The 20,995-nt window shown below is 70.2% G+C and carries 21 protein-coding genes and 1 pseudogene; 3 read left to right on the forward strand and 19 right to left on the reverse strand.

Features of this window, described 5'->3' with window-relative positions:
* Nucleotides 1-45 precede the first annotated feature (45 nt).
* The 5 genes from carB to pyrR are packed head-to-tail and all read right to left on the reverse strand — an operon-like array spanning nucleotide 46 to nucleotide 7,472.
* Entirely contained in the window at nucleotides 46-3,345 is a 3,300-nt protein-coding gene (carB, locus tag HEB94_RS34590) for a carbamoyl-phosphate synthase large subunit (protein ID WP_192753735.1), read from the reverse strand.
* Complete coding sequence (gene carA / locus HEB94_RS34595) at nucleotides 3,345-4,559, reverse strand: glutamine-hydrolyzing carbamoyl-phosphate synthase small subunit (RefSeq protein WP_192753736.1); 1,215 nt, start codon at nucleotides 4,557-4,559, stop codon at nucleotides 3,345-3,347. Before carA ends, carB begins: the two co-directional genes overlap by 1 nt.
* A gap of 35 nt (nucleotides 4,560-4,594) precedes the next feature.
* Complete coding sequence (locus tag HEB94_RS34600) at nucleotides 4,595-5,884, reverse strand: dihydroorotase (RefSeq protein WP_192753737.1); 1,290 nt, start codon at nucleotides 5,882-5,884, stop codon at nucleotides 4,595-4,597.
* Nucleotides 5,881-6,846, reverse strand: a complete 966-nt coding sequence (locus tag HEB94_RS34605) for an aspartate carbamoyltransferase catalytic subunit (RefSeq protein WP_192753738.1) — start codon at nucleotides 6,844-6,846, stop codon at nucleotides 5,881-5,883. Before HEB94_RS34605 ends, HEB94_RS34600 begins: the two co-directional genes overlap by 4 nt.
* Nucleotides 6,843-7,472 carry a bifunctional pyr operon transcriptional regulator/uracil phosphoribosyltransferase PyrR gene (pyrR, locus tag HEB94_RS34610; protein ID WP_192753739.1) on the reverse strand — a complete coding sequence of 210 codons (630 nt, stop codon included), beginning with the start codon at nucleotides 7,470-7,472 and terminating at the stop codon, nucleotides 6,843-6,845. The genes HEB94_RS34605 and pyrR overlap by 4 nt, the downstream gene beginning before the upstream one ends.
* Nucleotides 7,473-7,814: 342 nt before the next feature.
* On the opposite strand from pyrR, the gene bldD reads away from it, so the two are divergent.
* A complete protein-coding gene (gene bldD / locus HEB94_RS34615) occupies nucleotides 7,815-8,318 on the forward strand; it encodes a transcriptional regulator BldD (RefSeq protein ID WP_192753740.1) in 504 nt (167 codons plus the stop codon).
* A gap of 190 nt (nucleotides 8,319-8,508) precedes the next feature.
* Here bldD and HEB94_RS34620 read toward each other — a convergent pair whose 3' ends face one another.
* The 8 genes from HEB94_RS34620 to aroQ all read right to left on the reverse strand — a co-directional run bounded on the left by HEB94_RS34620 (nucleotide 8,509) and on the right by aroQ (nucleotide 15,155).
* The gene (locus tag HEB94_RS34620; RefSeq protein WP_192753741.1) at nucleotides 8,509-9,510 is read right to left on the reverse strand and encodes a glycine betaine ABC transporter substrate-binding protein; all 1,002 of its coding nucleotides are present in this window, start codon (nucleotides 9,508-9,510) and stop codon (nucleotides 8,509-8,511) included.
* Nucleotides 9,511-9,525: 15 nt separating this feature from the next.
* Nucleotides 9,526-10,305: an ABC transporter permease subunit gene (locus tag HEB94_RS34625; RefSeq protein ID WP_192753742.1), complete on the reverse strand. Its 780-nt coding sequence runs from the start codon at nucleotides 10,303-10,305 to the stop codon at nucleotides 9,526-9,528.
* Nucleotides 10,302-11,513 carry an ABC transporter ATP-binding protein gene (locus HEB94_RS34630; protein WP_337918110.1) on the reverse strand — a complete coding sequence of 404 codons (1,212 nt, stop codon included), beginning with the start codon at nucleotides 11,511-11,513 and terminating at the stop codon, nucleotides 10,302-10,304. The genes HEB94_RS34625 and HEB94_RS34630 overlap by 4 nt, the downstream gene beginning before the upstream one ends.
* Nucleotides 11,506-12,153, reverse strand: coding sequence for an ABC transporter permease (locus tag HEB94_RS34635; RefSeq protein WP_192753743.1), 648 nt, complete (start codon nucleotides 12,151-12,153; stop codon nucleotides 11,506-11,508). Before HEB94_RS34635 ends, HEB94_RS34630 begins: the two co-directional genes overlap by 8 nt.
* Nucleotides 12,154-12,442: 289 nt before the next feature.
* Entirely contained in the window at nucleotides 12,443-12,853 is a 411-nt protein-coding gene (gene nusB, locus HEB94_RS34640; protein WP_192753744.1) for a transcription antitermination factor NusB, read from the reverse strand.
* Complete coding sequence (gene efp / locus HEB94_RS34645) at nucleotides 12,853-13,410, reverse strand: elongation factor P (RefSeq protein WP_192753745.1); 558 nt, start codon at nucleotides 13,408-13,410, stop codon at nucleotides 12,853-12,855. Before efp ends, nusB begins: the two co-directional genes overlap by 1 nt.
* An 81-nt stretch (nucleotides 13,411-13,491) precedes the next feature.
* Nucleotides 13,492-14,577: a M24 family metallopeptidase gene (locus tag HEB94_RS34650; RefSeq protein WP_192753746.1), complete on the reverse strand. Its 1,086-nt coding sequence runs from the start codon at nucleotides 14,575-14,577 to the stop codon at nucleotides 13,492-13,494.
* A 143-nt stretch (nucleotides 14,578-14,720) separates the two neighbouring features.
* Nucleotides 14,721-15,155 (reverse strand): type II 3-dehydroquinate dehydratase, encoded by a 435-nt coding sequence (gene aroQ / locus HEB94_RS34655; protein ID WP_192753747.1) that lies wholly within the window; start codon nucleotides 15,153-15,155, stop codon nucleotides 14,721-14,723.
* A 166-nt stretch (nucleotides 15,156-15,321) separates the two neighbouring features.
* Between aroQ and HEB94_RS49735 the strand changes: the two genes are divergently transcribed.
* A complete protein-coding gene (locus tag HEB94_RS49735; RefSeq protein ID WP_202896730.1) occupies nucleotides 15,322-15,816 on the forward strand; it encodes a ribosomal protein L7/L12 in 495 nt (164 codons plus the stop codon).
* Between the two features lie 80 nt (nucleotides 15,817-15,896).
* On the opposite strand, the pseudogene HEB94_RS54945 reads toward HEB94_RS49735, so the two are convergent.
* A pseudogene (locus HEB94_RS54945) lies at nucleotides 15,897-16,265 on the reverse strand (DUF6069 family protein); the annotation flags it as partial.
* On the reverse strand, nucleotides 16,265-16,954 hold the full coding sequence (locus HEB94_RS34670) for a TetR/AcrR family transcriptional regulator (protein WP_202896731.1): 690 nt from the start codon (nucleotides 16,952-16,954) through the stop codon (nucleotides 16,265-16,267). The pseudogene HEB94_RS54945 and the gene HEB94_RS34670, both read right to left, overlap by 1 nt.
* A 145-nt stretch (nucleotides 16,955-17,099) precedes the next feature.
* On the opposite strand from HEB94_RS34670, the gene HEB94_RS34675 reads away from it, so the two are divergent.
* Nucleotides 17,100-17,360, forward strand: coding sequence for a Prokaryotic metallothionein (locus HEB94_RS34675; RefSeq protein WP_192753749.1), 261 nt, complete (start codon nucleotides 17,100-17,102; stop codon nucleotides 17,358-17,360).
* 36 nt (nucleotides 17,361-17,396) lie between these two features.
* On the opposite strand, the gene aroB is transcribed toward HEB94_RS34675, so the two are convergent.
* From aroB to HEB94_RS34695, 4 genes are read right to left on the reverse strand one after another with little or no spacing between them, the layout of a single operon-like run.
* Entirely contained in the window at nucleotides 17,397-18,497 is a 1,101-nt protein-coding gene (gene aroB, locus HEB94_RS34680; protein ID WP_192753750.1) for a 3-dehydroquinate synthase, read from the reverse strand.
* A complete protein-coding gene (locus HEB94_RS34685; protein ID WP_192753751.1) occupies nucleotides 18,494-18,997 on the reverse strand; it encodes a shikimate kinase in 504 nt (167 codons plus the stop codon). Before HEB94_RS34685 ends, aroB begins: the two co-directional genes overlap by 4 nt.
* Nucleotides 18,994-20,172 carry a chorismate synthase gene (aroC, locus tag HEB94_RS34690; RefSeq protein ID WP_192753752.1) on the reverse strand — a complete coding sequence of 393 codons (1,179 nt, stop codon included), beginning with the start codon at nucleotides 20,170-20,172 and terminating at the stop codon, nucleotides 18,994-18,996. The genes HEB94_RS34685 and aroC overlap by 4 nt, the downstream gene beginning before the upstream one ends.
* 30 nt (nucleotides 20,173-20,202) lie before the next feature.
* Complete coding sequence (locus tag HEB94_RS34695; protein WP_202896732.1) at nucleotides 20,203-20,979, reverse strand: prepilin peptidase; 777 nt, start codon at nucleotides 20,977-20,979, stop codon at nucleotides 20,203-20,205.
* Between the last annotated feature and the right edge of the window lie 16 nt (nucleotides 20,980-20,995).

Consider the following 20,995-nt stretch of genomic DNA (forward strand, 5'->3'; position numbering starts at 1 on the left):
GGTTCTCTGCGTGCTGGCCACCGGTGTCCGCTTCGGCGTGGCCGACTACGCCGGGTCGTCCTCGCGCGCCCACGACTGCAGCGACCGTACGTTGACCTCGCCGTCGCGTAGCGCCTCGATGCCCTGGACGGCGGCCGCGAGACCCTGCACCGTCGTGATGCAGGGGATGTTGGCCATGACGGCCGCGGTGCGGATCTCGTAGCCGTCCACGCGCGGGCTGCCACCGGAGGTCGTGCCGCGAGGTGTGTTGACGATCAGGTCGACCTCGCCGGCGCCGATGCGGCTGACGATCGTCGGCTCACCCTGCGGGCCCGGGCCCTGCGTCGCCTTGCGGACGACGGTCGCCACCACTCCGTTGCGGCGCAGCACCATCGCCGTGCCCTCGGTGGCGAGGATCTCGAAACCGAGGTCCGCCAGCCGCTTGACCGGGAAGACCATGTGCCGCTTGTCCTTGTTGGCGACCGAGACGAAGACCCGGCCCTTCGTCGGGAGGGCGCCGCCGTAGGCGCCCGCCTGCGACTTCGCGAAGGCGACACCGAAGCCTGCGTCGATGCCCATCACCTCACCGGTGGAGCGCATCTCCGGCCCGAGCAGCGTGTCGACGACGCGTCCGTCGCCGGTGCGGAAACGGTTGAACGGCATGACCGCCTCCTTCACCGCGACCGGAGCGGTCGGCGGGCGGTCGCCACCGTCACCGCTCGCCGGGAGCAGGCCCTCGGACCGCAGGTCGGCGACCGACGTACCGAGCATCACCCGGGCCGCGGCCTTGGCGAGCGGCGTCGCGGTGGCCTTGGAGACGAACGGCACGGTACGGGACGCCCGCGGGTTGGCCTCGAGGACGTAGAGGACGTCGCCGGCCAGCGCGTACTGCACGTTGAGCAGGCCGCGGACCCCGACGCCCCTGGCGATGGCCTCGGTCGATTGGCGGATCCGCTCGATCTCCTCCCGACCGAGCGTGATCGGTGGGAGGGCACACGCCGAGTCGCCGGAGTGGATGCCGGCCTCCTCGATGTGTTCCATGACCCCGCCGAGGAAGAGTTCCTGTCCGTCGTACAAAGCGTCGACGTCGATCTCCACCGCGTCGTCGAGGAAGCGGTCGACCAGCACCGGGTGTTCGGGTGAGATGGCCGTCGCCCGGGCGATGTAGCCCTCGAGGGCCGTGTCGTCGTAGACGATCTCCATCCCCCGGCCGCCGAGCACGTACGAGGGCCGCACCAGGACGGGGTAGCCGATCTCGTCGGCGATCAACTTCGCCTCGGCGTACGACGTGGCCGTGCCGTGCTTGGGTGCGGGCAGCCCGGCCCGGTCGAGGACCCGACCGAAGGCGCCGCGTTCCTCGGCGAGGTGGATCGCCTCCGGTGAGGTTCCGACGATGGGGACGCCGGCCTCTTCCAGGCCGCGGGCCAGGCCGAGCGGGGTCTGCCCACCGAGCTGGCACACGACGCCCACCACCGGTCCGGCCTGCTGCTCGGCGTGCACGATCTCCAGGACGTCCTCCAGCGTGAGCGGCTCGAAGTAGAGCCGGTCGCTGGTGTCGTAGTCGGTGGAGACGGTCTCGGGGTTGCAGTTGACCATCACGGTCTCATAGCCCGCGTCGTGCAGGGCGAGGGCGGCGTGCACGCAGGAGTAGTCGAACTCGATGCCCTGTCCGATGCGGTTCGGACCCGAGCCCAGGATGATGACCGCGGGCCGCTCGCGCGGGCCGACCTCGGTCTCCTCGTCGTAGCTCGAGTAGTGGTACGGCGTCTTCGCCGCGAACTCCGCCGCGCAGGTGTCGACCGTCTTGAAGACCGGCCGGATCCCGAGCGCCCACCGCACTCCGCGTACGACGTCCTCCCGCATCCCGCGGATCGCGGCGATCTGGGCGTCGGCGAAGCCGTGCCGCTTGGCGAGTCGCAGCAGTTCGGGGGTGAGCTCCGGCGCGGACTCGAGTTCGCCCGCCACCTCGTGCAGCAGGTAGAGCTGGTCGAGGAACCAGGGGTCGATCGCCGTCGCGGCGAACAGCTCGTCCAGCGTCGCGCCGGCCCGGATCGCCTCGACGACCGCGCGCAGCCGGCCGTCGTGGGGGGTGGCGACGATGGCGAGCAGGTCGTCCTTGGCGCGGGGCTCCCCCGACCACGCGAACAGCGCGTCGGACTTCTCGATCGAGCGCAGCGCCTTGTGCAGCGCCTCGGTGAAGTTGCGTCCGATCGCCATCGCCTCGCCGACGCTCTTCATGTGCGTGGTGAGGGTCGGGTCGGCGTGCGGGAACTTCTCGAACGCGAACCGCGGCACCTTCACCACCACGTAGTCCAGCGTTGGTTCGAAGGACGCGGGGGTCTCGGCGGTGATGTCGTTCGGGATCTCGTCCAGGGTGTATCCGAGCGCGACCTTGGCGGCGATCTTGGCGATCGGGAAGCCGGTCGCCTTCGAGGCCAGCGCACTGGACCGGGAAACCCGCGGGTTCATCTCGATCACGATCAAGCGACCGTCGCGCGGGTTGACCGCGAACTGGATGTTGCACCCACCGGTGTCGACGCCGACGGAGCGGATCACACCGATCGCGACGTCGCGCATCTTCTGGTACTCGCGGTCGGTGAGCGTCATCGCCGGGGCGACGGTGATGGAGTCGCCGGTGTGCACACCCATCGGGTCGAGGTTCTCGATCGAGCACACGATGACCACGTTGTCGGCGCGGTCACGCATGACCTCGAGCTCGTACTCCTTCCAGCCGAGCACCGACTCCTCGAGCAGCACCTCGGTGGTGGGGCTGGCCTGCAGGCCGGTGCCCGCGATGCGACGCAGGTCGTCCTCGTCGTAGGCCATTCCCGACCCGGCGCCGCCCATCGTGAACGACGGACGCACGACGACCGGGTAGTGGAGTTCGGTGGCCGCGTCGAGGCACTCCTGCAGGGTGTGGCAGATGAGGCTGCGAGCGGACTCGGCCCCGAGTTCCTCGACGATCTTCTTGAACGACTCGCGGTTCTCGCCGCGCTGGATCGCCTCGATGGAGGCACCGATCAGTTCGACGCCGTACTTCTCGAGCACGCCGGACTCGTGCAGCGCGACGGCGGCGTTCAGGGCCGTCTGGCCGCCCAGGGTGGCGAGGAGCGCGTCGGGGCGTTCGAGCGCGATGACCTTCTCGACGTGTTCGGGGGTGATCGGCTCGACGTAGGTCGCGTCGGCGAACTCCGGGTCGGTCATGATCGTGGCCGGGTTGGAGTTGACGAGGATGACCCGCAGGCCCTCCTCGCGCAGCACCCGGCACGCCTGGGTGCCGGAGTAGTCGAACTCACAGGCCTGGCCGATCACGATCGGGCCGGACCCGATCACCAGCACCGAGGAGATGTCGGTCCGCTTGGGCATCAGGCGGCTCCTTCCGGGTCCGAGTGGGTCCCCGTGGAGTCTCCGCCCCGCTGCGCCATCAGGCCGACGAAGCGGTCGAAGAGGTATGCCGCGTCGTGGGGTCCGGCCGCGGCCTCTGGGTGGTACTGGACGGAGAAGGCTGAGAGCGCGCCGTCTCCGTCGGTGAGCTGCAGTCCCTCGACCACACCGTCGTTGAGGCAGACGTGGGACACCTGAGCGCGCCCGAACTCCGTCTCGACCACGCGGTCCCGGTGGTCGGTCGCGCCGTCGGCCCCGTCGTTCTCCTGACCTGGCCAGGCGACCGCGAAGCCGTGGTTGTGCGCGGTCACCTCGACCTTGCCGGTGGTGAGGTCCTGGACCGGCTGGTTGATGCCGCGGTGGCCGTATCGCAGCTTGTAGGTGCGCAGGCCGAGCGCCCGGCCGAAGACCTGGTTGCCGAAGCAGATGCCGAAGAACGGGATCGCCTGACCGAGCACGCCCTTCAGCACCTCGACCGGGTGGTCGGCGGTGTCCGGGTCACCGGGACCGTTGGACATGAACACGCCGTCGGGGTCGACCGCGAGCACGTCGGCGAGTGTGGAGGTCGCCGGCAGGACGTGCACCTCGACCCCGCGTTCGGCGAGGCGGTGCGGTGTCATCGCCTTGATGCCGAGGTCGACGGCGGCGACGGTGAACCGCTTGGTGCCGATCGCGGGTACGACGTAACGCTCGCTGACGCTCACCTCCTCGGCGAGGTCCGCGCCCTCCATCCGCGGCGCGGCGAGGACACGTGCGAGCAGGGCCTGTGGGTCGGTCTCGGTGCTCGAGATCCCGACCCGCATGGCTCCGCGCTCACGCAGGTGCCGGGTGAGCGCCCTGGTGTCGATGCCGCTGATCCCGACCACGCCGTCGGCGCGAAGCGCCTCCTCCAGTCCGATCCGCGAGCGCCAGTTGGACGTGCGGCGGGCGGGATCGCGGACGACGTAGCCGGCCACCCAGATACGGCGGGACTCGGGGTCCTCGTCGTTCATGCCGGTGTTGCCGATGTGCGGCGAGGTCTGGACCACGACCTGACGGTGGTAGGACGGATCGGTCAGGGTCTCCTGGTAGCCCGTCATCCCGGTCGAGAAGACCGCTTCGCCGAAGGTCTCACCCTCGGCTCCGTAGGACTGGCCGCGGAAGGCCCGCCCGTCCTCGAGGACCAACAGGGCGCTGCTCCGGGTACTGCTCGACAACCGTCCTCCGCTTCCTGGTGTGTGCTGGGATGTGGTCACTGGGGCTTCCCGGAAAGGACCGTGGCGCGACCGCGCAGGAACGTCGCCACCACGCGCCCGGGGAGGGTGCGTCCGGCGTAGGGCGTGTTACGGGATCGGCTGGCCGTGTCGGCCGGGTCGACGGTCCACGGGGTGGACGGGTCGTAAAGGGTGAGGTTGGCCGGGGCGCCGACCTCGGGAGCGTGGCCGTGGCCGGCGAGCCGCCCGATCCGGGCCGGCCACACGGACATCCGGTCCGCGACGCCCGCCCAGTCGAGCAGGCCGGTGTCAACCATCGCTTGCTGGACGACCGGCAGGGCCGTCTCCAGGCCAGTCATGCCCATCGCCGCCGCGAGCCACTCGCACTCCTTGTCCTCGACGGGGTGCGGCGCATGGTCGGTCGCGACCGCGTCGATGGTCCCGTCGGCGAGCGCCGCGCGCAGCGCCGCCACGTCGTCCTCGGAGCGCAAGGGCGGGTTGACCTTGTAGATCGGGTCGTAGCTCGCCACGAGGTCCTCGGTGAGCAGCAGGTGGTGCGGCGTCACCTCGGCGGTCACCGGGTAGCCACGGCTCTTGGCCCAGCGCAGGATCTCGACCGAACCGGCGGTCGAGACGTGACAGATGTGCACCCGCGAACCCACGTGCGCGGCGAGCAGCACGTCGCGCGCGATGATCGCCTCCTCGGCGACGGCGGGCCAGCCGCGCAGTCCGAGCACGCCGGACAGGGCGCCTTCGTTCATCTGCGCGCCCTCGGTGAGGCGCGGCTCCTGTGCGTGCTGGGCGATCACACCGTCGAACGCCTTGACGTACTCGAGTGCCCGCCGCATCAAAACGGCGTCGGACACACAGTCGCCGTCGTCGCTGAACATGCGTACCTGCGCGGCGGAGTCGGCCATCGCGCCGAGCTCGGCCAGTTGGGTACCAGCGCGGCCGACCGTCACCGCGCCGATCGGCTGGACGTCGCAACGTCCGGCCTCCTGACCGAGCCGGTAGACCTGCTCGACGACGCCGGCCGTGTCGGTGGCCGGGTCGGTGTTGGGCATCGCGCACACGGCGGTGTAGCCGCCGAGGGTCGCCGCGACCGTGCCACTCTCGACGGTCTCGGCGTCCTCGCGGCCGGGCTCGCGCAGGTGGGTGTGCAGGTCGACGAGGCCGGGAAGCAGGACGAGCCCGTCCGCGTCCACCACCTCGGCTCCCTTCGCCGGCACCTTCGGTCCGATCGCGGCGACCGCGCCGTCACGGACGAGAACGTCCGCCGGCTCACCGCCCAGGGGCTTGGCACCTCGCAGGAGGTAGCTCTCACTCATGGCGTCTCCCTACTGCGTTGTTCGGGTACGGCGTCGTCGACGGCCGAGCCGGCGCCGGCCAGGAGGAGGTAGAGCGCGGCCATCCGGACCGCGACACCATTGGTGACCTGCTCCACGATCACCGAGCGGGTGGAGTCCGCGACGTCGGCGGAGATCTCCATGCCGCGGTTCATCGGGCCCGGGTGCATGACCAGGGCGTGGTCGGGCAGGGCGGCCATCCGTACGGCGTCGAGGCCGTAGCGGCGGCTGTACTCGCGGGCGCTCGGGAAGAACGCGGCGTTCATGCGTTCGCGCTGCACCCGCAGCATCATCACGACGTCGGTCTTCGGAAGCACCGAGTCGAGGTCGTAGGAGGTCGCGACAGACCACTGCTCCACCCCGACGGGAAGCAGCGTCGGCGGGCCGACCAGGGTGACGTCGGCGCCGAGGGTCTGCAGTAACAACACGTTGGAACGCGCGACCCGGCTGTGCAGGACGTCACCCACGATCGCGATCCGGCGCCCTTCCAGCTCGCCCAGGTGGCGGCGCATCGTGAAGGCGTCAAGGAGCGCTTGCGTCGGGTGTTCGTGCGTACCGTCGCCGGCGTTCAGCACGCTCGCGCTGATCCAGTCCGAGGCGGCCAGCCGGTGGGGAGCGCCGCTTGCCGGGTGCCGGACGACCACCGCGTCGGCGCCCATGGCGGCCAGGGTGAGTGCGGTGTCCTTGAGGCTCTCGCCCTTCTCCACGCTCGATCCCTTGGCGGAGAAGTTGATCACGTCGGCGGACAGTCGCTTGGCCGCGGCCTCGAAGGAGATGCGGGTACGGGTCGAGTCCTCGAAGAAGAGGTTGACCACGGTGCGGCCGCGCAGGGTCGGGAGTTTCTTGATGGGCCGGTCGGCGAGTTCGCGGAGCTTCTCCGCGGTGTCGAGGACCAGCAGCGCCTCGTCCCGGTCGAGGTCGCCGGCGGACAGTAGGTGTTTCATGAGGCACCGCCCTCCGTCGCGGGTCCCTTCGCGATCACCACGGCCTCCCGGCCGTCGGACTCGTGGAGGTACACCGCGACCCGCTCGTCGGCCGACGTGGGGAGGTTCTTGCCCACGAAGTCGGCCCGGATGGGTAGCTCCCGGTGGCCGCGGTCGACGAGGACCGCCAACTGGACCGCCCGGGGTCGGCCGAGGTCGTCCAGCGCCGTGAGCGCGGCTCGGATCGTGCGGCCGGAGAAAAGCACGTCGTCGACGAGGACGACGATCTTGCCGTCGATCCCGCCGTCAGGAATGTCGGTGTGGCCGAGCGCGCGGGTGGGCCGCAGGCGCAGGTCGTCGCGATACATGGTCACGTCGAGCGCCCCAACGGCACCGAAGCCGCCCTCGACCGAGGCGATCCGCTCGCCGATGCGACGGGCGAGTTCGACGCCCCTGGTGGGCACGCCGAGGAGTACGACGTCGGCGGCGCCCTTGTTGCGCTCGAGAATCTCGTGCGCGATGCGGGTCAGCGCACGGGTGATATCGGCCTGATCGAGGACCGCGCGGCGCAGGTCGCCGTCGGCGGAAGACTTCGACGCGGGAACGCCATTCTTCGGCTCCCGCTCCGGATCGCGGGCAGCAGACATCTACCGGACCTCCTTCCCCGCCTCTCTGGACGGGCCGTTAAAGGACGTCTGAACCTGATCACACCCGACCAACTGTCGGTCGAATCAGTGATCATGAAATGGTGTCGAGATTTGCCGCGCGATCCCGCGCAGCCCCTCCCGAATCGCACCCGACAGTAGCAGCCGGAGCTGGGAAGACCCACGTCGGCCACGCCGTCCGGAGAGATCGAACACCACCGCCGGACAAGTTCCGGCCAAGGTCAGCTTGACGTGGGGGTCGCGCCGAGTTACCGTCACGCTCCGTGACTATTTTGGGCGCGGCGCTCTCCGTGTCCCTCGTATACCAAGGATGAGTGAGCACGGATGCCGAGTGACTACGCAAGGTCCCTGGGCGCGAAACTCCGCGCAATCAGGCAGCAGCAGGGACTTTCTCTCCACGGGGTGGAACAGAAATCGAAGGGTCGCTGGAAGGCGGTGGTGGTCGGTTCCTACGAACGCGGGGACCGTGCCGTCACCGTGCAGAAGCTTTCGGAACTAGCCGAGTTCTACGGCGTTCCCATCACTGAGCTTCTTCCCGGCGTTGGGCCGATTGGTGCGGCCGCTGAGCCACCCCCGAAGCTCGTGCTCGACCTCGAGCGTCTCGGTGAGCTGGAAGGGGTCGAGGTCGCGCCGCTCGCGCGTTACGCGGCGACGATCCAGGCGCAGCGTGGTGACTACAACGGCAAGGTTTTGTCGATCCGCAAGGAAGATATGCGGACACTTGCGGTGATTTACGACGAACGGCCGAGCGTGCTCGCCGACCGACTCGTCGCGTGGGGTGTGCTCAACGCCGAGGCCGCCGACGCGGTCTCCGACGACGAGAGCTGACCGCTCCGGCCACCGGCCGGTAGGTGTGATCCCGCGGGTCGGTCGGCTCGGAGCGAGCTTCCGGGCCGACCGGCCTCCGACGTTGTGTTTCTCACATCCGTCAGCAGGTCGGCGGTTGAGACGGGTCGGCCACACACCGGGGTGTACCCGTTCGACGGGGCGTCCCGGGTGCTGAGGTGGTCGGTTCGTCTCACCGCACGAAACCCTGTGAACGGAGCCAGTCCCGGGCCACCAACCCGGGGTCCTCACCGTCGACGTCGACCTTGGCGTTGAGGTCGAGCATCGCCTGCGTGGTGAGCTTGGCCGTCAACGGCTCCATGACGGCACGCAGCCTCGGGTGCGCCCGGGCAAGTTCCTCGCGCAGGTTGAACGCGACGTTGTAGTTGGGCAGGAAGTGCCTGTCGTCCTCCAGGACGGTCAAGCCGAGCGCCTTGATCCGGCCGTCGGTCGTGAAGACCTCACCGAAATGGCAGCGCCCCTTGTCCGTGGCGTCGTAGATCACACCGGTGTCCATGGTGCGGACGTTGCCGCGCGGAACCTTGCTTCCGAGCGGGATGCCGTAGGCCTTGAGCATCGGCTCGAACCCGTCGTCCCGACTCGCGAACTCCGACTCCACGCAGAAGGTCAGGTCGTCCTTCGGTAACCGTGCGAGATCGGACATCTTGGACACGCCGAGCTTCTTCGCGTCCTCGGATCGGACGGCGAAGGCGTAGGTGTTGTTCATCGGCGCGGGTGCGAACCACTCCAGCTGGTGGTGGGCAAGATCGTATTGACGGACGGCCTGCCACTGCGCCTCGCGGCCGGGCACCGGCTTCGGCTTGGCGAAGTAGCTGACCCACGCCGTGCCGGTGTATTCCCAGTTGGCGTCGACCGAGCCGCGCTCCAGGGCCTGCCGGACCGCGACACTGCCGGAGATGCCGGTCTGGTCGACGACGTCGGCTCCCGCCACCCTCAGCATGATCACGGCCATCTTGCCGAGGATCAGTTGTTCGGTGAAGTCCTTCGAACCGACGACGATCCGGACGTCCTTCAGATCCGGCTCCGGCCGGACCGAGCCGGGTTCGGCGTCGGGCGCGAACTGCGAGGCGCCCTTCAGACCGCACCCGCTCGCCAGCGCCAGCCCCACGAGCATGAGGGCGGCGGCACGCAGCGCTCGGCGCCCGGCAACCCGGTTCTGGCGTTCCCTCGTCATCTGACCCGACTCCCTTCAGACGCCCTTGGGCCGGGCGATGTCCTCGACGATCCGTCCCGCCCAGTCGATGAGGAGCGCGAGAGCGGCGACCAGGACGGCCCCGACCACCAGCACGCCGGTCCGCTGCAGCTTGATGCCGGTGGTGATCAGGGTGCCGAGCCCGCCTCCGTCGACGAACGTCGCGAGGGTGGCCGTACCGACGAGCAGCACCAGGGCCACCCGCACGCCCGCCAGGATGACCGGGACGGCCAGCACCAACTCGATCCGGACCAGCACGGACGTGGCGGACATACCCATCCCGCGCCCGGCCTCGACGAGCCGCGGATCGACTCCCTGGATGCCGGTGATCGTGTTGCGGAGCACCGGCAGGATCGCGTAGGCGGCCAGCGCGACCACGCTGGTGCGGAAGCCGAGGCCGAGCCACAGCGCCAACAGCACGAGCATGCCGATCGCCGGCGCGGCCTGTCCGATGTTGGCCACCGTCACCACGAGGGGCGCCACCGCCTTCGCCCGGCCGCGGGTGAGCAGGACACCGAGCGGCAGCGCGACGACGAGGACGACGACGGTCGACACCGCGGCGAGTTCGACGTGCTCCCAGGTGTGGGCGAGGAGCGCGGACCAGTCGAGCTGGCGACGTGCCACCGGGTCGAGGTCGGCGACCGCGATGTAGGCGGCCACGCCGAGCAGGGCGAGGAGGACGGCCGCGGGCTGGGCGATCCAACGCCGGCGCGATCGTCCGCGGGCCCTCTCGGCTTCGAGGGCGATCGCGTCCCGGTCCAACGTCGTACGGCTCACCGTCGCGCCCCCTCCTCCACCGAGGGGTCGCCGTGCAACTCCTGGATCGCGTGCATGATCGTCTCGACCCGCACCACTCCCTGATAGGTGTCGCGACGGCCGGTCACGACCACCACACCGTGGCTCGAGGTGAGCATCGTGTCGAGGGCGTCGTTCAGCGTCGACTGGACACCGACGACGTCCAGGCCGTCGTCACGGGCGCAGGGCGCGAGCGTCGCGGTCTGCCGGTGCAGGTCGCGCAGTGACATCCAGCGCAAGGGCCGGTTGCGCTCGTCGAGCACGATGCAGTGCTGGCGTCCGGCCGCCCGCGTCCGGGCCACGACCTCCTCGGTCCGCTCCCCCGGCGTCGCCGTGACCGCCTGGTCGAGGTCGACACTGCCGACACGCCGCAGCGTGAGTTGCTTCAGCGCGGCTCCCGCGCCGACGAACCCCTCCACCGACTCATCCGCCGGGTTGGCGAGGACCTCCGCCGGGGTGTCGTACTGGACGATCCGCGACCGGTCGGCGAGCACCGCGATCCGGTCGCCGAGCTTGACCGCCTCGTCGAAGTCGTGGGTGACGAAGACGATGGTCTTGCGCAGCTCCTCCTGGATCCGCAGCAGCTCGTCCTGGAGCCGCTGGCGAGTGATCGGGTCGAGCGCGCCGAACGGCTCGTCCATCAGGAGCACCGGTGGGTCGGCTGCCAGTGCCCGGGCGACGCCGACGCGCTGTTGTTGCCCGCCCGACAGTTCGCGCGGGTGGCGGTCGCGGTAGCGGGCCGGGTCGAGACCGACGAGCTCGAGCAGTTCGTCCACGCGTTCGGAGGTTCGGGATCGCTTCCAGCGCAGGAGACCCGGGACGATGCCCACGTTGGCCCCGACCGTGAGGTGAGGAAAGAGACCGCCGGACTGGATGACGTAACCGATGCCACGGCGCAGTTGGTCGGCGTCCTTTCGGGTCACGTCCTCCCCACCGAGCAGGATCTGCCCGCTGGTCGGTTCGATCAGCCGGTTGATCATCTTCATCGTCGTGGTCTTGCCGCACCCCGACGGTCCGACGAGGACGACGATCTCCCCCGCCGGGATCCGCAGGTTGACGTTCTCCACGGCCGGTGCCTGCTGACCGGGATAGCGCTTGGTGACGTCCACGAGGTCGATGGGCACGCCGTGGCCCTCGACCTCGGGCGTCCGCCGGTCGCGACTGTCTTCGAGCAAGGCGTGGTCAGACACGGATCCCCCTCGGGGTCGTGAGTTTGCCGAGGAGCACGAGGAAACCGTCGAAGACCAACGCGAGGACGACGACGCCGAGCGTGCCTGCCAAGGCGGAGTTGACGGAGTTGGCGCCGCCCAGTCGGGCCAACCCGGTGAAGATGAGTCCACCCAGACCGGGACCGGAGACGTAGGCCGCGATGGCGCCGATCCCCATCACCATCTGGGTCGACACCCGGATGCCGGCCAGGATGACCGGCCAGGCGAGCGGGAGTTCGATCCGCAGCAGGGTGCGAAGCCGGCTCATGCCCATGCCGCGCGCGGCGTCGACGAGTGCGGTGTCCACGCCTGCCAGGCCGACGACGGCGTTACGCAGGATGGGAAGGCTCGCGTAGAACACCAGCGCCGTGACCGCCGGGGCGACCCCGATGCCCAACGGGGCGATCAGGAGGCCGAGCAGCGCGAACGACGGGATCGTCAGCCCGACCGCGCTGGCCGCCGTCGCCATACCGACGGCTCGCTGGTCGCGATGCACGAGCGCGGCGACGACGACCGCGAGAACCGCGGCGAGTACGACACTCTGCGCCACCATCGAGGCGTGTTGAAATCCCTGGAAGACAAGGACCTCTCGACGATCAACGAGGAAGTCCCACAAACTCATCCACCGGTCTCCTCCCCCACGGGTTTGGGCTTACCGGAGCGGGATCACCACCCGGCCCGGGGCGCTCTCCTGGCGCTCGGCACAGCCATACCTTGGGCACCGGCATGACCGCGGGTCGGGAACCTTCCTATCGGAGATTCGCGGGTAGGACAAATGCCGCATGTGTGATCGAGCGGTCACAGACAACAAGGCCCCGGGCCCGCCCACGGTCGTCTGACCTGGGCGGGAACCGGGGCACTGGGTGGTGCTGTGGTGCGCTGTGCGGCACTTCTGGTCGAGCGGCGATCCGCTAGGAGAGCAGGGTCGGTTTGAGCTCCATCAGCCGCGCGAGGAGTCCGTTCACGAACGCCGGCGACTCGTCGCTCGCGAGCTCACGAGCCAACCGGACGGCCTCGCTGATCGCCACCGCGTCGGGTACCTCGTCGGCGTAGAGCAGCTCGAAGGCGCCGATCCGCAGGATGTTGCGGTCGACCGGCGCCATCCGCTCCAGCGTCCATCCCTGGGAGTAGGCGGACAACAGCTCGTCGAGCCGCTCGGAGTGCTCCTCGACGCCCTCCACGAGCCGTGCGGTGTAGTCGGGCACCGGCGGGTCGGCGGCCTCGACACGCTCCGCGAGCGTCGTCCGTCGAGGTCGGCCGCGAAGCTCCGACTCGTAGAGAATGTCGACCGCCCGTTTACGCGCCCGGGCACGGGCAGGCACTAGACGCGTCCGAGATAGTCGCCGGACCGGGTGTCGACCTTGACCTTCTCGCCGGTGGTGATGAAGAGCGGGACGGCGATCTCGTAGCCCGTCTCCAGCCGCGCCGGCTTGGTGCCACCGGTCGAACGGTCACCCTGCAGGCCCGGCTCGGTGTAGTCGATCGTCAGCTCGACCGAGGCGGGAAGCTCGACGTAGAGCGGGATGCCCTCGTGGATCGCGACCGTCGCGTCCTGGTTCTCCAGCATGAAGTGCGACGCCTCGCCCACCACGTCGGGCGGGATGGGCATCTGGTCGAAGGTCGTCGCGTCCATGAAGACGTACGCCTCGCCGTCGTTGTAGAGGTAGGTCATGTCCCGCTTGTCGACCGTCGCGATGTCGACCTTCACATCGGCGTTGAACGTCTTGTCGACGACCTTGCCGGACAGGACGTTCTTGAGTTTGGTGCGCACGACCGCGCCACCCTTGCCGGGCTTGTGGTGCTGGAACCACACGACGCTCCAGAGCTGCCCGTCGAGGTTGAGCACCATGCCGTTCTTGAGGTCGTTTGTGGTTGCCACCGCAGTCTTCTGCCTCTCAGCTTTCGCGTTCTGTGTCGCTTCGACCCAAGCTGGGACGAAGCCGCCGAAGCCACTCGCCCGTCAGTCCAGGACGAGGAGGTCTTTGCTGGCCCGAGTGAGCAGCTCCACCTCGCCATCGTGGACGATCCCGGTGTCCTCGATGCGTACACCACCTCTACCGGAGAGATAGACGCCGGGCTCGATGGTGACAGGAGTGCGATCGCCTAGTTTACCGTCCGCAGTTTTCGCGAAGAACGGGTCCTCATGGATCTCCAGTCCGACACCGTGGCCCAGGCCGTGGGTGAACCGGTCACCGAATCCGGCCGACGTGATCACGTCGCGTGCCGCGGCGTCCACGGCGGCGAGGTCGACGCCGGGGCGCAGAGCGTGCCGACCCGCCCGCTGCGCCGTGCGCACCACGTCGTGGAGCTCCTGCTGCCAGGTCTGCGGCTCGGCACCCACGACGACCGTTCTGGTGCAGTCAGCGTGATATCCGGCGATCCGGGCACCGAAGTCGATCTTCAGGAAGTCACCGGGCGCGAGTGGCCGCTCGGTCGGCCGGTGGTGCGGGATCGCCGAGTGCTCACCACCGGCGACGATCGTGTCGAACGCCACCGCCTCCGCGCCCTCGTCGAACATCCGCGCCTCCAGGTCGCGGGCGATCCCGCGCTCCGTCCGCCCGACCAGCCGGGTCCCGAACAGACCCTCCAGCGCCCGGGTCGACACGGCGCAGGCCTCGCGCAGGTGGTCGAGCTCGGTGTCGTCCTTGTCGACGCGAAGGCCCTCCACGACCCGACCCACCGAGACAGGTGCGAGCGCGGCCTGGGCGGTCCGGACGGATTCGAGAGCATCGACGGTGAGTGAGTGGGTTTCGACCCCGAGGCGGGTGTTGCCCGTCTCGACCGCGCGCCGCGCGAGCACCGTCAGCAGCTGGCGGTCGATGACGCACTCCAGGTCGGGTGCCTGTGCGGCGGCCTGGTCGCCGTAGCGCCCGTCAGTGGCCAGGACCGCACTGCCGTGGGCACCCACCAGGAGGGCGCCGTTCGAACCGGTGAAACCGGACAGGTAGCGAACGTTGACGAGCCGGCTGATCAGGACGGCCGGGATGTCCCTCGCGGCGAGGACGGCGCGCAGGCGGTCTCTGCGGGCGGCGTGAATGTCGGGCACACCCGCAAGCCTTCCGTTCCGGAGTGCTCTCGGCAAGTCCGGCTGCCCGGGCCTGGTCAGGCGGGGTCGCCGGTGACTTCCCGGACGGCCTCGCTCGACCGGGGCGAGGGCGAAGAAAACGGGTGGTGCCGGTGCTGTGGACCTCAGCCGGTGGCGAGCGCCGCCACGGCCGACAACGCCAGCCGGTAGGAGTCCAGGCCGAAGCCCGCGACCGTCCCGGTCGCCACCCCTGCCACGACGCTGGTGTGCCGGAACGTCTCCCGACGGGCCGGATTGGTGAGGTGCACCTCGATCAGCGGGGCACCCACCTGCGCGCACGCGTCGCGAACGGCATAGGAGTAGTGGGTGAAGGCCGCGGGATTGAGCACCACCGGCGTCGCGCTGTCGGCCGCCTCGTGCAGCCAGCCGACGAGTTCGGCCTCCTGGTCGGTCTGCCGAACCTCCACCTCCAGGCCGAGCTCGGCGCCGTACTTGGCGCAGGCGGCAACCAGGTCGGCGAAGGACGTGGAGCCGTAGACGTCCGGCTCACGCGTACCCAGGCGAGCCAGGTTGGGGCCGTTCAGCACGAGAACACGCACAGGGTAAGCCTAGGGTCTGCCCTGCCGATCAGGGTCGAGGGGTGAGCGGGTCGCGAACCGGTACTCCATCGCTGGGGCGGTCCAGCAGGTCCGCCCCACTGATCGAGCGGCGACCATGGCCGACGCGGCTGCTGACGCGGTGACCACTCGCCATTACCATCGTGGCGTGGCCGACGTTATGTGGGTGGTTGTCGTGGGGATCGCCATCCTCGCCCTGCTCATGCTCTTCCGGCGCCGGGACCCCGACCAGCCGGTCGCGGCCGGCGTTCGCAAGCCGATCAAGACCGCCGCCGAACACCTGATGAACCACCCGGTCGACCCGATGGTGATGGCCGCGATCGTGACTCTGCTCGGGCAGAACAAGAAGATCCAGGCCATCAAGCAGCTCCGCGATGCCACCAACCTCGGGCTCGCCGACGCCAAGGCCCTCGTCGAGGCGATCCAGACGGGTCACCGTCCGCCGTCGGTGGTCCTGCGTGGCGAGGCCGTCGACGTCACCCGTCCCACCGCGCCGGCCGTCGCCCCCGGCGGGACCGACCTTGCCGACCGGGCCCGCTCCCTTCGCGCCCAGGGGCGCGAGGTCGACGCGATCCGCCTGGTCTGCGACGAGACGGGCATGGGGATCCTCGACGCCCAGAAGTTCGTCCGCGCTCTGGGCTGACGGGCCACCGGGCGCTGGCCGCGCCGTGACCTGCGCGGCAGTCCCGTGACGAGCACCGCGCCGACCACCAGGTGCATCAGGCCCAGCGTGAGGCGGGTGGCGATCGCCATCGGGCCGGTCAACAACCCGAACGACAGGGCGAGGACGGCCAGGGCGACGACCGTCCAGATCATTCGCGCCCGCCGCGTGATCCGCTCCAGCGCCGCGAGCAGGAGCCAGCCGCCCAGGCTGGGGATCAGTGCCACCACGACGACCACGGCCAGGCCGATCTCCAACGTCGGCTGACCCGGGCGGCCGGGCACGAGCAGTCGAACCCCGAGCAGCGGTACGGCGGCCAACCAGACGATCGCCGGTGCGGCCACGGCAATCAGGGTCACGAGGGCCCGGACGCGGATACGTGCGGCCGGTCCGGCCGCCGGAACAGGCGCCGCCGCCGCTCCCGCCCTCATCAGCGGCCCCCGGGCGCCTGGTCGCCGCCCGTGGCCGTGGTCGTGGTCGTCGCGGCACCCGTCCCATCGGCGAGCGCGCCGTACAGGAACACCTCGACGATGGCCTCCGTGCTCGGCTGCGGCGACGCACCGGAGCGCGGCCGCATGAAGAGCAGGCCGAGGAAGATCGCCGCTGCCTCCTCCGCCGGCAGCCTCAGCGTCTCCCGGTCGGGTTCGAAGAGGTCGGTGACGGCTTCCCGGATCGCGGTGATCGACGCCTCCCGACTCGCTCCCGGTGCTGACTCATCCGCACCTACCACGGGGCGTTCGCGACGGCGCTCCCCTGACCGATGCCCGGACGTGTGCAGGGCGCCGATGGTCGCACCCATCCGGTCCAGGTGCGCGCTGAGCGCCTGCGCCGCCTCCACCAGCCGGTCGGTGAGGGGCTGATCGAGGGGGATCGACGCGATCTCGGTGACGGCGTGATCCGGACGTACGGCTTCGGCCAGGCAGGCGTCCATGAGTTCTTCCTTGTCGCGGAAAGCGCGGAAGATCGTCGCTTCGCCGATCCCCGCGGCACGGGCGATCTGGCTGGTGGTCACGGCGGCACCGAACTCCGCGACCAGTGGCAGGGCCGCGGCGATGATCATCTCCCGGCGCCGCTCCGGGCTCATCCCGGGCGCTCGGCGCCGGGTAGGGGTGTCAGTCATGCCACGAGACTACGGAGTGAGTACTCACTCCGTCAATAAGAAGTGAGTGCTCACTCCGATGTTTCCGGGGCTACACAGCACCGCGGGAATTATGTGAGACCTGGCGCGCGTGTGTGCGTCCTCATCACCGGGAAGCCTTCGTGGCATGAGAGCCTGCGAGGTCTGCGGCAACGACTACTGGATGGCGTTCGAGGTGCACACCGCGACAGGTGCGGTGCACACGTTCGACTCGTTCGAGTGCGCCGTACAGCGGCTGGCACCGGTGTGCGAGCAGTGCAGGTGCCGGATCATCGGCCACGGTGTGGAGGTCGACGGCCGGTTCTTCTGCTGCGCCCACTGCGCGCGGGGCTCCGGCGCCGCGGCCGGCCGCGACATCAAGGACACGGCCGGCGTCCGTCCCGGCTGAGCTTCCGCCGGCCCGGGGAGACGGGGACCCGCCGTACTACGGCGTGACCGAGTCGTAGGCCGCCAGCAACAGGTCGGCATCGGGTCCTTCCAGCAACCCCGGCTTGGCCAGACCGTCGAGCACCACGAAACGCAGCAGGTCGCCACGCGCCTTCTTGTCCAGGCGCATCCCGGCCAGGAGAGTCGGCCAGTCGGCACCGGAGTAGGACGTCGGCAGCCCGAGCGACTCGAGCACGTCGCGATGACGACGGGCCGTGTGCTCGTCCAACCGGCCGGCTCGACGCGCCAGCTCCGCGACGTAGACGAGGCCCACCGACACGGCGGCCCCGTGCCGCCAGCGATAGTGCTCCGCCCGTTCCAGGGCGTGTGCGAAGGTGTGCCCGTAGTTGAGCACCTCGCGGCCGATGCCTCCCCCGCCGGTGGCCGAGGTCTCGGTGAGGTCGTCCGCGACGACGGCCGCCTTGATCCGGATCGACCGCTCGACGAGTTCGAGGGTACGGCCGCCCTCCGGCGTCCGGGCGGCGCCCGGATCGGACTCGATCAGGTCGAGAATCACCCGGTCGGCGATGAAACCGCACTTCACGACCTCGGCGAGACCGCTCACGTAGTCGGCGGCGGGAAGCGTGTGGAGCGTGGCCAGATCACACACGACGCCCGCCGGCTCGTGGAAGGCACCGACGAGGTTCTTGCCCTCCGCGGTGTTGATCCCGGTCTTGCCGCCCACGGCCGCGTCGACCATCCCCAACAGGGTGGTCGGCACCTGGACGACCCGGACACCGCGCAGCCAGGTCGCCGCCACGAAGCCGGCCAGGTCGGTGGTCGCTCCCCCACCGACGCCCACGACAGCGTCGGAACGGGTGAAGCCCCATCCGCCGAGCGCGGACCAACACCGGGCCGCGACCTCGGCCGTCTTGGACTGTTCGGCGTCGGGGACCTCGAGCAGGTGAGCCTCGTAGCCGTGCCCGGCGAGTTCCTTTCGGATGGCCTCGCCGGCGGCCGCCAGTGCGCTCTGGTGGACGATCGCGACGCGCTGGACCCCGGTGCCGAGCATCGGCGCGATCTCGTGCGCGAGGCCCGTGCCGATGACGACGTCGTAGGGTCGGCCGCTCGCGACGTGGATCCGGACCGGTGCCGTCACCGTAGGGCTCCCAGAACCTCGTCGGCGATGTCGGAGGGATCCCGGCCGTCGGTGGAGACGACCGTCGAGGCCACCTCGCCGTAGAGCGGGCGCCTCGCGTCCATGAGCTGCTTCAGCTGGCCCCGCACGTTGCCGAGCAGCAACGGCCTGGAGGTGTCCAGACCAACCCGGTGCGCGGCGTCGGCCAAGGAGACGTCGAGGAAGACGACCCGCTGGCTGCACAGGTCCTTGCGGGTCTCTGCGTCGAGGATCGCGCCGCCGCCGAGGGCGAGGACGCCGTCGTGCTCGGCGATCGCGCGGACCACCGCGGCTCGCTCCAGCTGCCGGAACGCGGCCTCGCCGCGTTCGACGAAGATGTCGGCGATCACGCTGCCGGCCTCGGTCTCGACGTCGGTGTCGGTGTCGCGGAACGTCACGCCGAGGCGCTGGGCCACGAGCTCGCCCACGGTGGTCTTACCCGCGCCCGGCGGGCCGATCAGGATCACCTTGGGTGCTGTCATCGGATCCTCAACTGGTCGAGGTAGGACTGCGCGTTGCGCCGCGTCTCGGCCACCGAGTCGCCGCCGAACTTCTCCAGCGCCACCTCCGCGAGGACCAGCGCGACCATCGCCTCGGCGACCACGCCGGCGGCGGGTACGGCGCAGACGTCGGAGCGTTGGTGGTGGGCACGCGCCTCCTCGCCGGTGGCGACGTCGACGGTGCGAAGCGCTCGCGGAACTGTCGAGATCGGCTTCATCGCCGCGCGGACCCGGAGCACCTCGCCGGTGCTCATGCCGCCTTCGGTGCCACCCGAACGGCCGGACGTACGGCGGATGCCTTCCGGTCCGCGCTCGATCTCGTCCTGCGCGGCGGAGCCGCGGGTACGGGCCAGCTCGAACCCGTCGCCCACCTCGACGCCCTTGATCGCCTGGATTCCCATCAGGGCCGCGGCGAGCTTCGCGTCGAGCCGGCGGTCCCAGTGGACGTGACTGCCAAGTCCGGGCGGGAGTCCCCAGACCACGACCTCGACGACGCCGCCGAGGGTGTCGCCCTCCTTGTGCGCGGTGTCGACCTCCGCGACCATCGCCTGGCTGGTCGCCGGGTCGAGGCAGCGCACCGGGTCGGCGTCGATGCGTTCGAGGTCAGCGGCCGTCGGCAGCGTGCCGGCGGGTGCCTGGACTGTGCCGAGCTCGACCACGTGGCTCAGCACGGCCACGCCCAGCGCCTGCCGGAGGAACGCGGACGCGATGGAACCCAGGGCGACCCGTGCCGCGGTCTCGCGAGCGCTGGCGCGTTCGAGCACCGGACGGGCCTCGTCGAAGTCGTACTTCTGCATGCCGACCAGGTCGGCGTGGCCGGGCCGCGGTCGGGTGAGTGGGGCGTTGCGGGCCAGGGACGCCAGCTCGTCCGGGTCGACCGGATCGGCCGCCATGACCTTCTCCCACTTCGGCCACTCGCTGTTGCCGACCCGAACCGCGATCGGGCTGCCGAGGGTGCGGCCGTGCCGGACACCGCCCGCGAACTCGAGCTCGTCCCGTTCGAACGACATGCGGGCACCACGGCCGTAGCCGAGTCGGCGCCGGGCCAACTGCTGGGCGACGTCCGCCGAGGTGATCTGGACGCCGGCGGGCAGTCCTTCGAGAATTGCGACGAGGGCGGGGCCATGCGACTCCCCCGCGGTGAGCCAGCGGAGCATGACCGAGAGTCTTTCACGGACGCCGGATCCTCAGCGCGCGAGGTACCAGCCCACCACCTGGTCGCCGTACATCACGGTGATCAGGAAACCGAGCAGCAGGAACGGCCCGAACGGGATCGCCGACTTGCGGTGCGCCCGACCGGCCAGCACCAGGATGAGGCTGACAAGTCCCCCTAGGACGAACGCGACAAAAGTGCCGAGGAGGACGTAGGGCAACCCGAACCAGCCCAGGCCGATACCGAGGACCCCCGCGAGCTTCACGTCTCCGAAGCCCATGCCGGACGGCGCGAGCAGGCCCAGGAAGGCGAGGAAGGCCCACAGAGCGGCCCCGCCGACCAGCGCCCAGGCCAACTGGGTCCAGGCACCCGCCACCAATGCGGCCGCGCCGAGCAGGACCACCACCACGGCGTAGGACGGGAGCACCACGGCGTTGGGCAGCAGCCGGACCCGCAGGTCGACGTAGCCCAGCAGGGTCCCGGCCAGGAGCAGATAGAGAACGGCGGGCAGCGCCACGTCGGCGCCGAGCCGCCAGGTCACAAGGCCCCAGCAGACCGCCGTCGTGACCGCCGCCACGGCCGGAAGCGCGGGCCAGCGGGCCAGCTCGGCGTAGGAGATCTCCTCCTCGCCCTCCTCGGCGACGGGGGGCGGCAGGCGTGCCACCCAGGCGGGAACCAGCAGGCCGGCCAGCCCTCCCAGCGCGACGCCGCCAAGCATCAGCGCGATCTCCGACCCCGTCACGAGCGGTGAGCCTAGCGGCCGGATCGCCTCCTCGCCTCCGCCTGTCATCGCCGTCCCACCCGTGGTCACGGTGGGAGGGAGACGC

Source organism: Actinopolymorpha pittospori (assembly GCF_014873875.1).
Lineage (GTDB): Bacteria > Actinomycetota > Actinomycetes > Propionibacteriales > Actinopolymorphaceae > Actinopolymorpha > Actinopolymorpha pittospori.

What these genes read in the sequence shown, in the direction of transcription:
- carB (WP_192753735.1), bottom strand. Translation starts at nt 3,345, where the DNA reads ATGCCCAAGCGGACCGACATCTCCTCGGTGCTGGTGATCGGGTCCGGC.
- HEB94_RS34600 (WP_192753737.1), bottom strand. Translation starts at nt 5,884, where the DNA reads ATGAGTGAGAGCTACCTCCTGCGAGGTGCCAAGCCCCTGGGCGGTGAG.
- HEB94_RS34605 (WP_192753738.1), bottom strand. Translation starts at nt 6,846, where the DNA reads ATGAAACACCTACTGTCCGCCGGCGACCTCGACCGGGACGAGGCGCTG.
- pyrR (WP_192753739.1), bottom strand. Translation starts at nt 7,472, where the DNA reads ATGTCTGCTGCCCGCGATCCGGAGCGGGAGCCGAAGAATGGCGTTCCC.
- bldD (WP_192753740.1), top strand. Translation starts at nt 7,815, where the DNA reads ATGCCGAGTGACTACGCAAGGTCCCTGGGCGCGAAACTCCGCGCAATC.
- HEB94_RS34620 (WP_192753741.1), bottom strand. Translation starts at nt 9,510, where the DNA reads ATGACGAGGGAACGCCAGAACCGGGTTGCCGGGCGCCGAGCGCTGCGT.
- HEB94_RS34635 (WP_192753743.1), bottom strand. Translation starts at nt 12,153, where the DNA reads ATGAGTTTGTGGGACTTCCTCGTTGATCGTCGAGAGGTCCTTGTCTTC.
- HEB94_RS34670 (WP_202896731.1), bottom strand. Translation starts at nt 16,954, where the DNA reads ATGACTGACACCCCTACCCGGCGCCGAGCGCCCGGGATGAGCCCGGAG.
- HEB94_RS34675 (WP_192753749.1), top strand. Translation starts at nt 17,100, where the DNA reads ATGAGAGCCTGCGAGGTCTGCGGCAACGACTACTGGATGGCGTTCGAG.
- HEB94_RS34685 (WP_192753751.1), bottom strand. Translation starts at nt 18,997, where the DNA reads ATGACAGCACCCAAGGTGATCCTGATCGGCCCGCCGGGCGCGGGTAAG.
- aroC (WP_192753752.1), bottom strand. Translation starts at nt 20,172, where the DNA reads ATGCTCCGCTGGCTCACCGCGGGGGAGTCGCATGGCCCCGCCCTCGTC.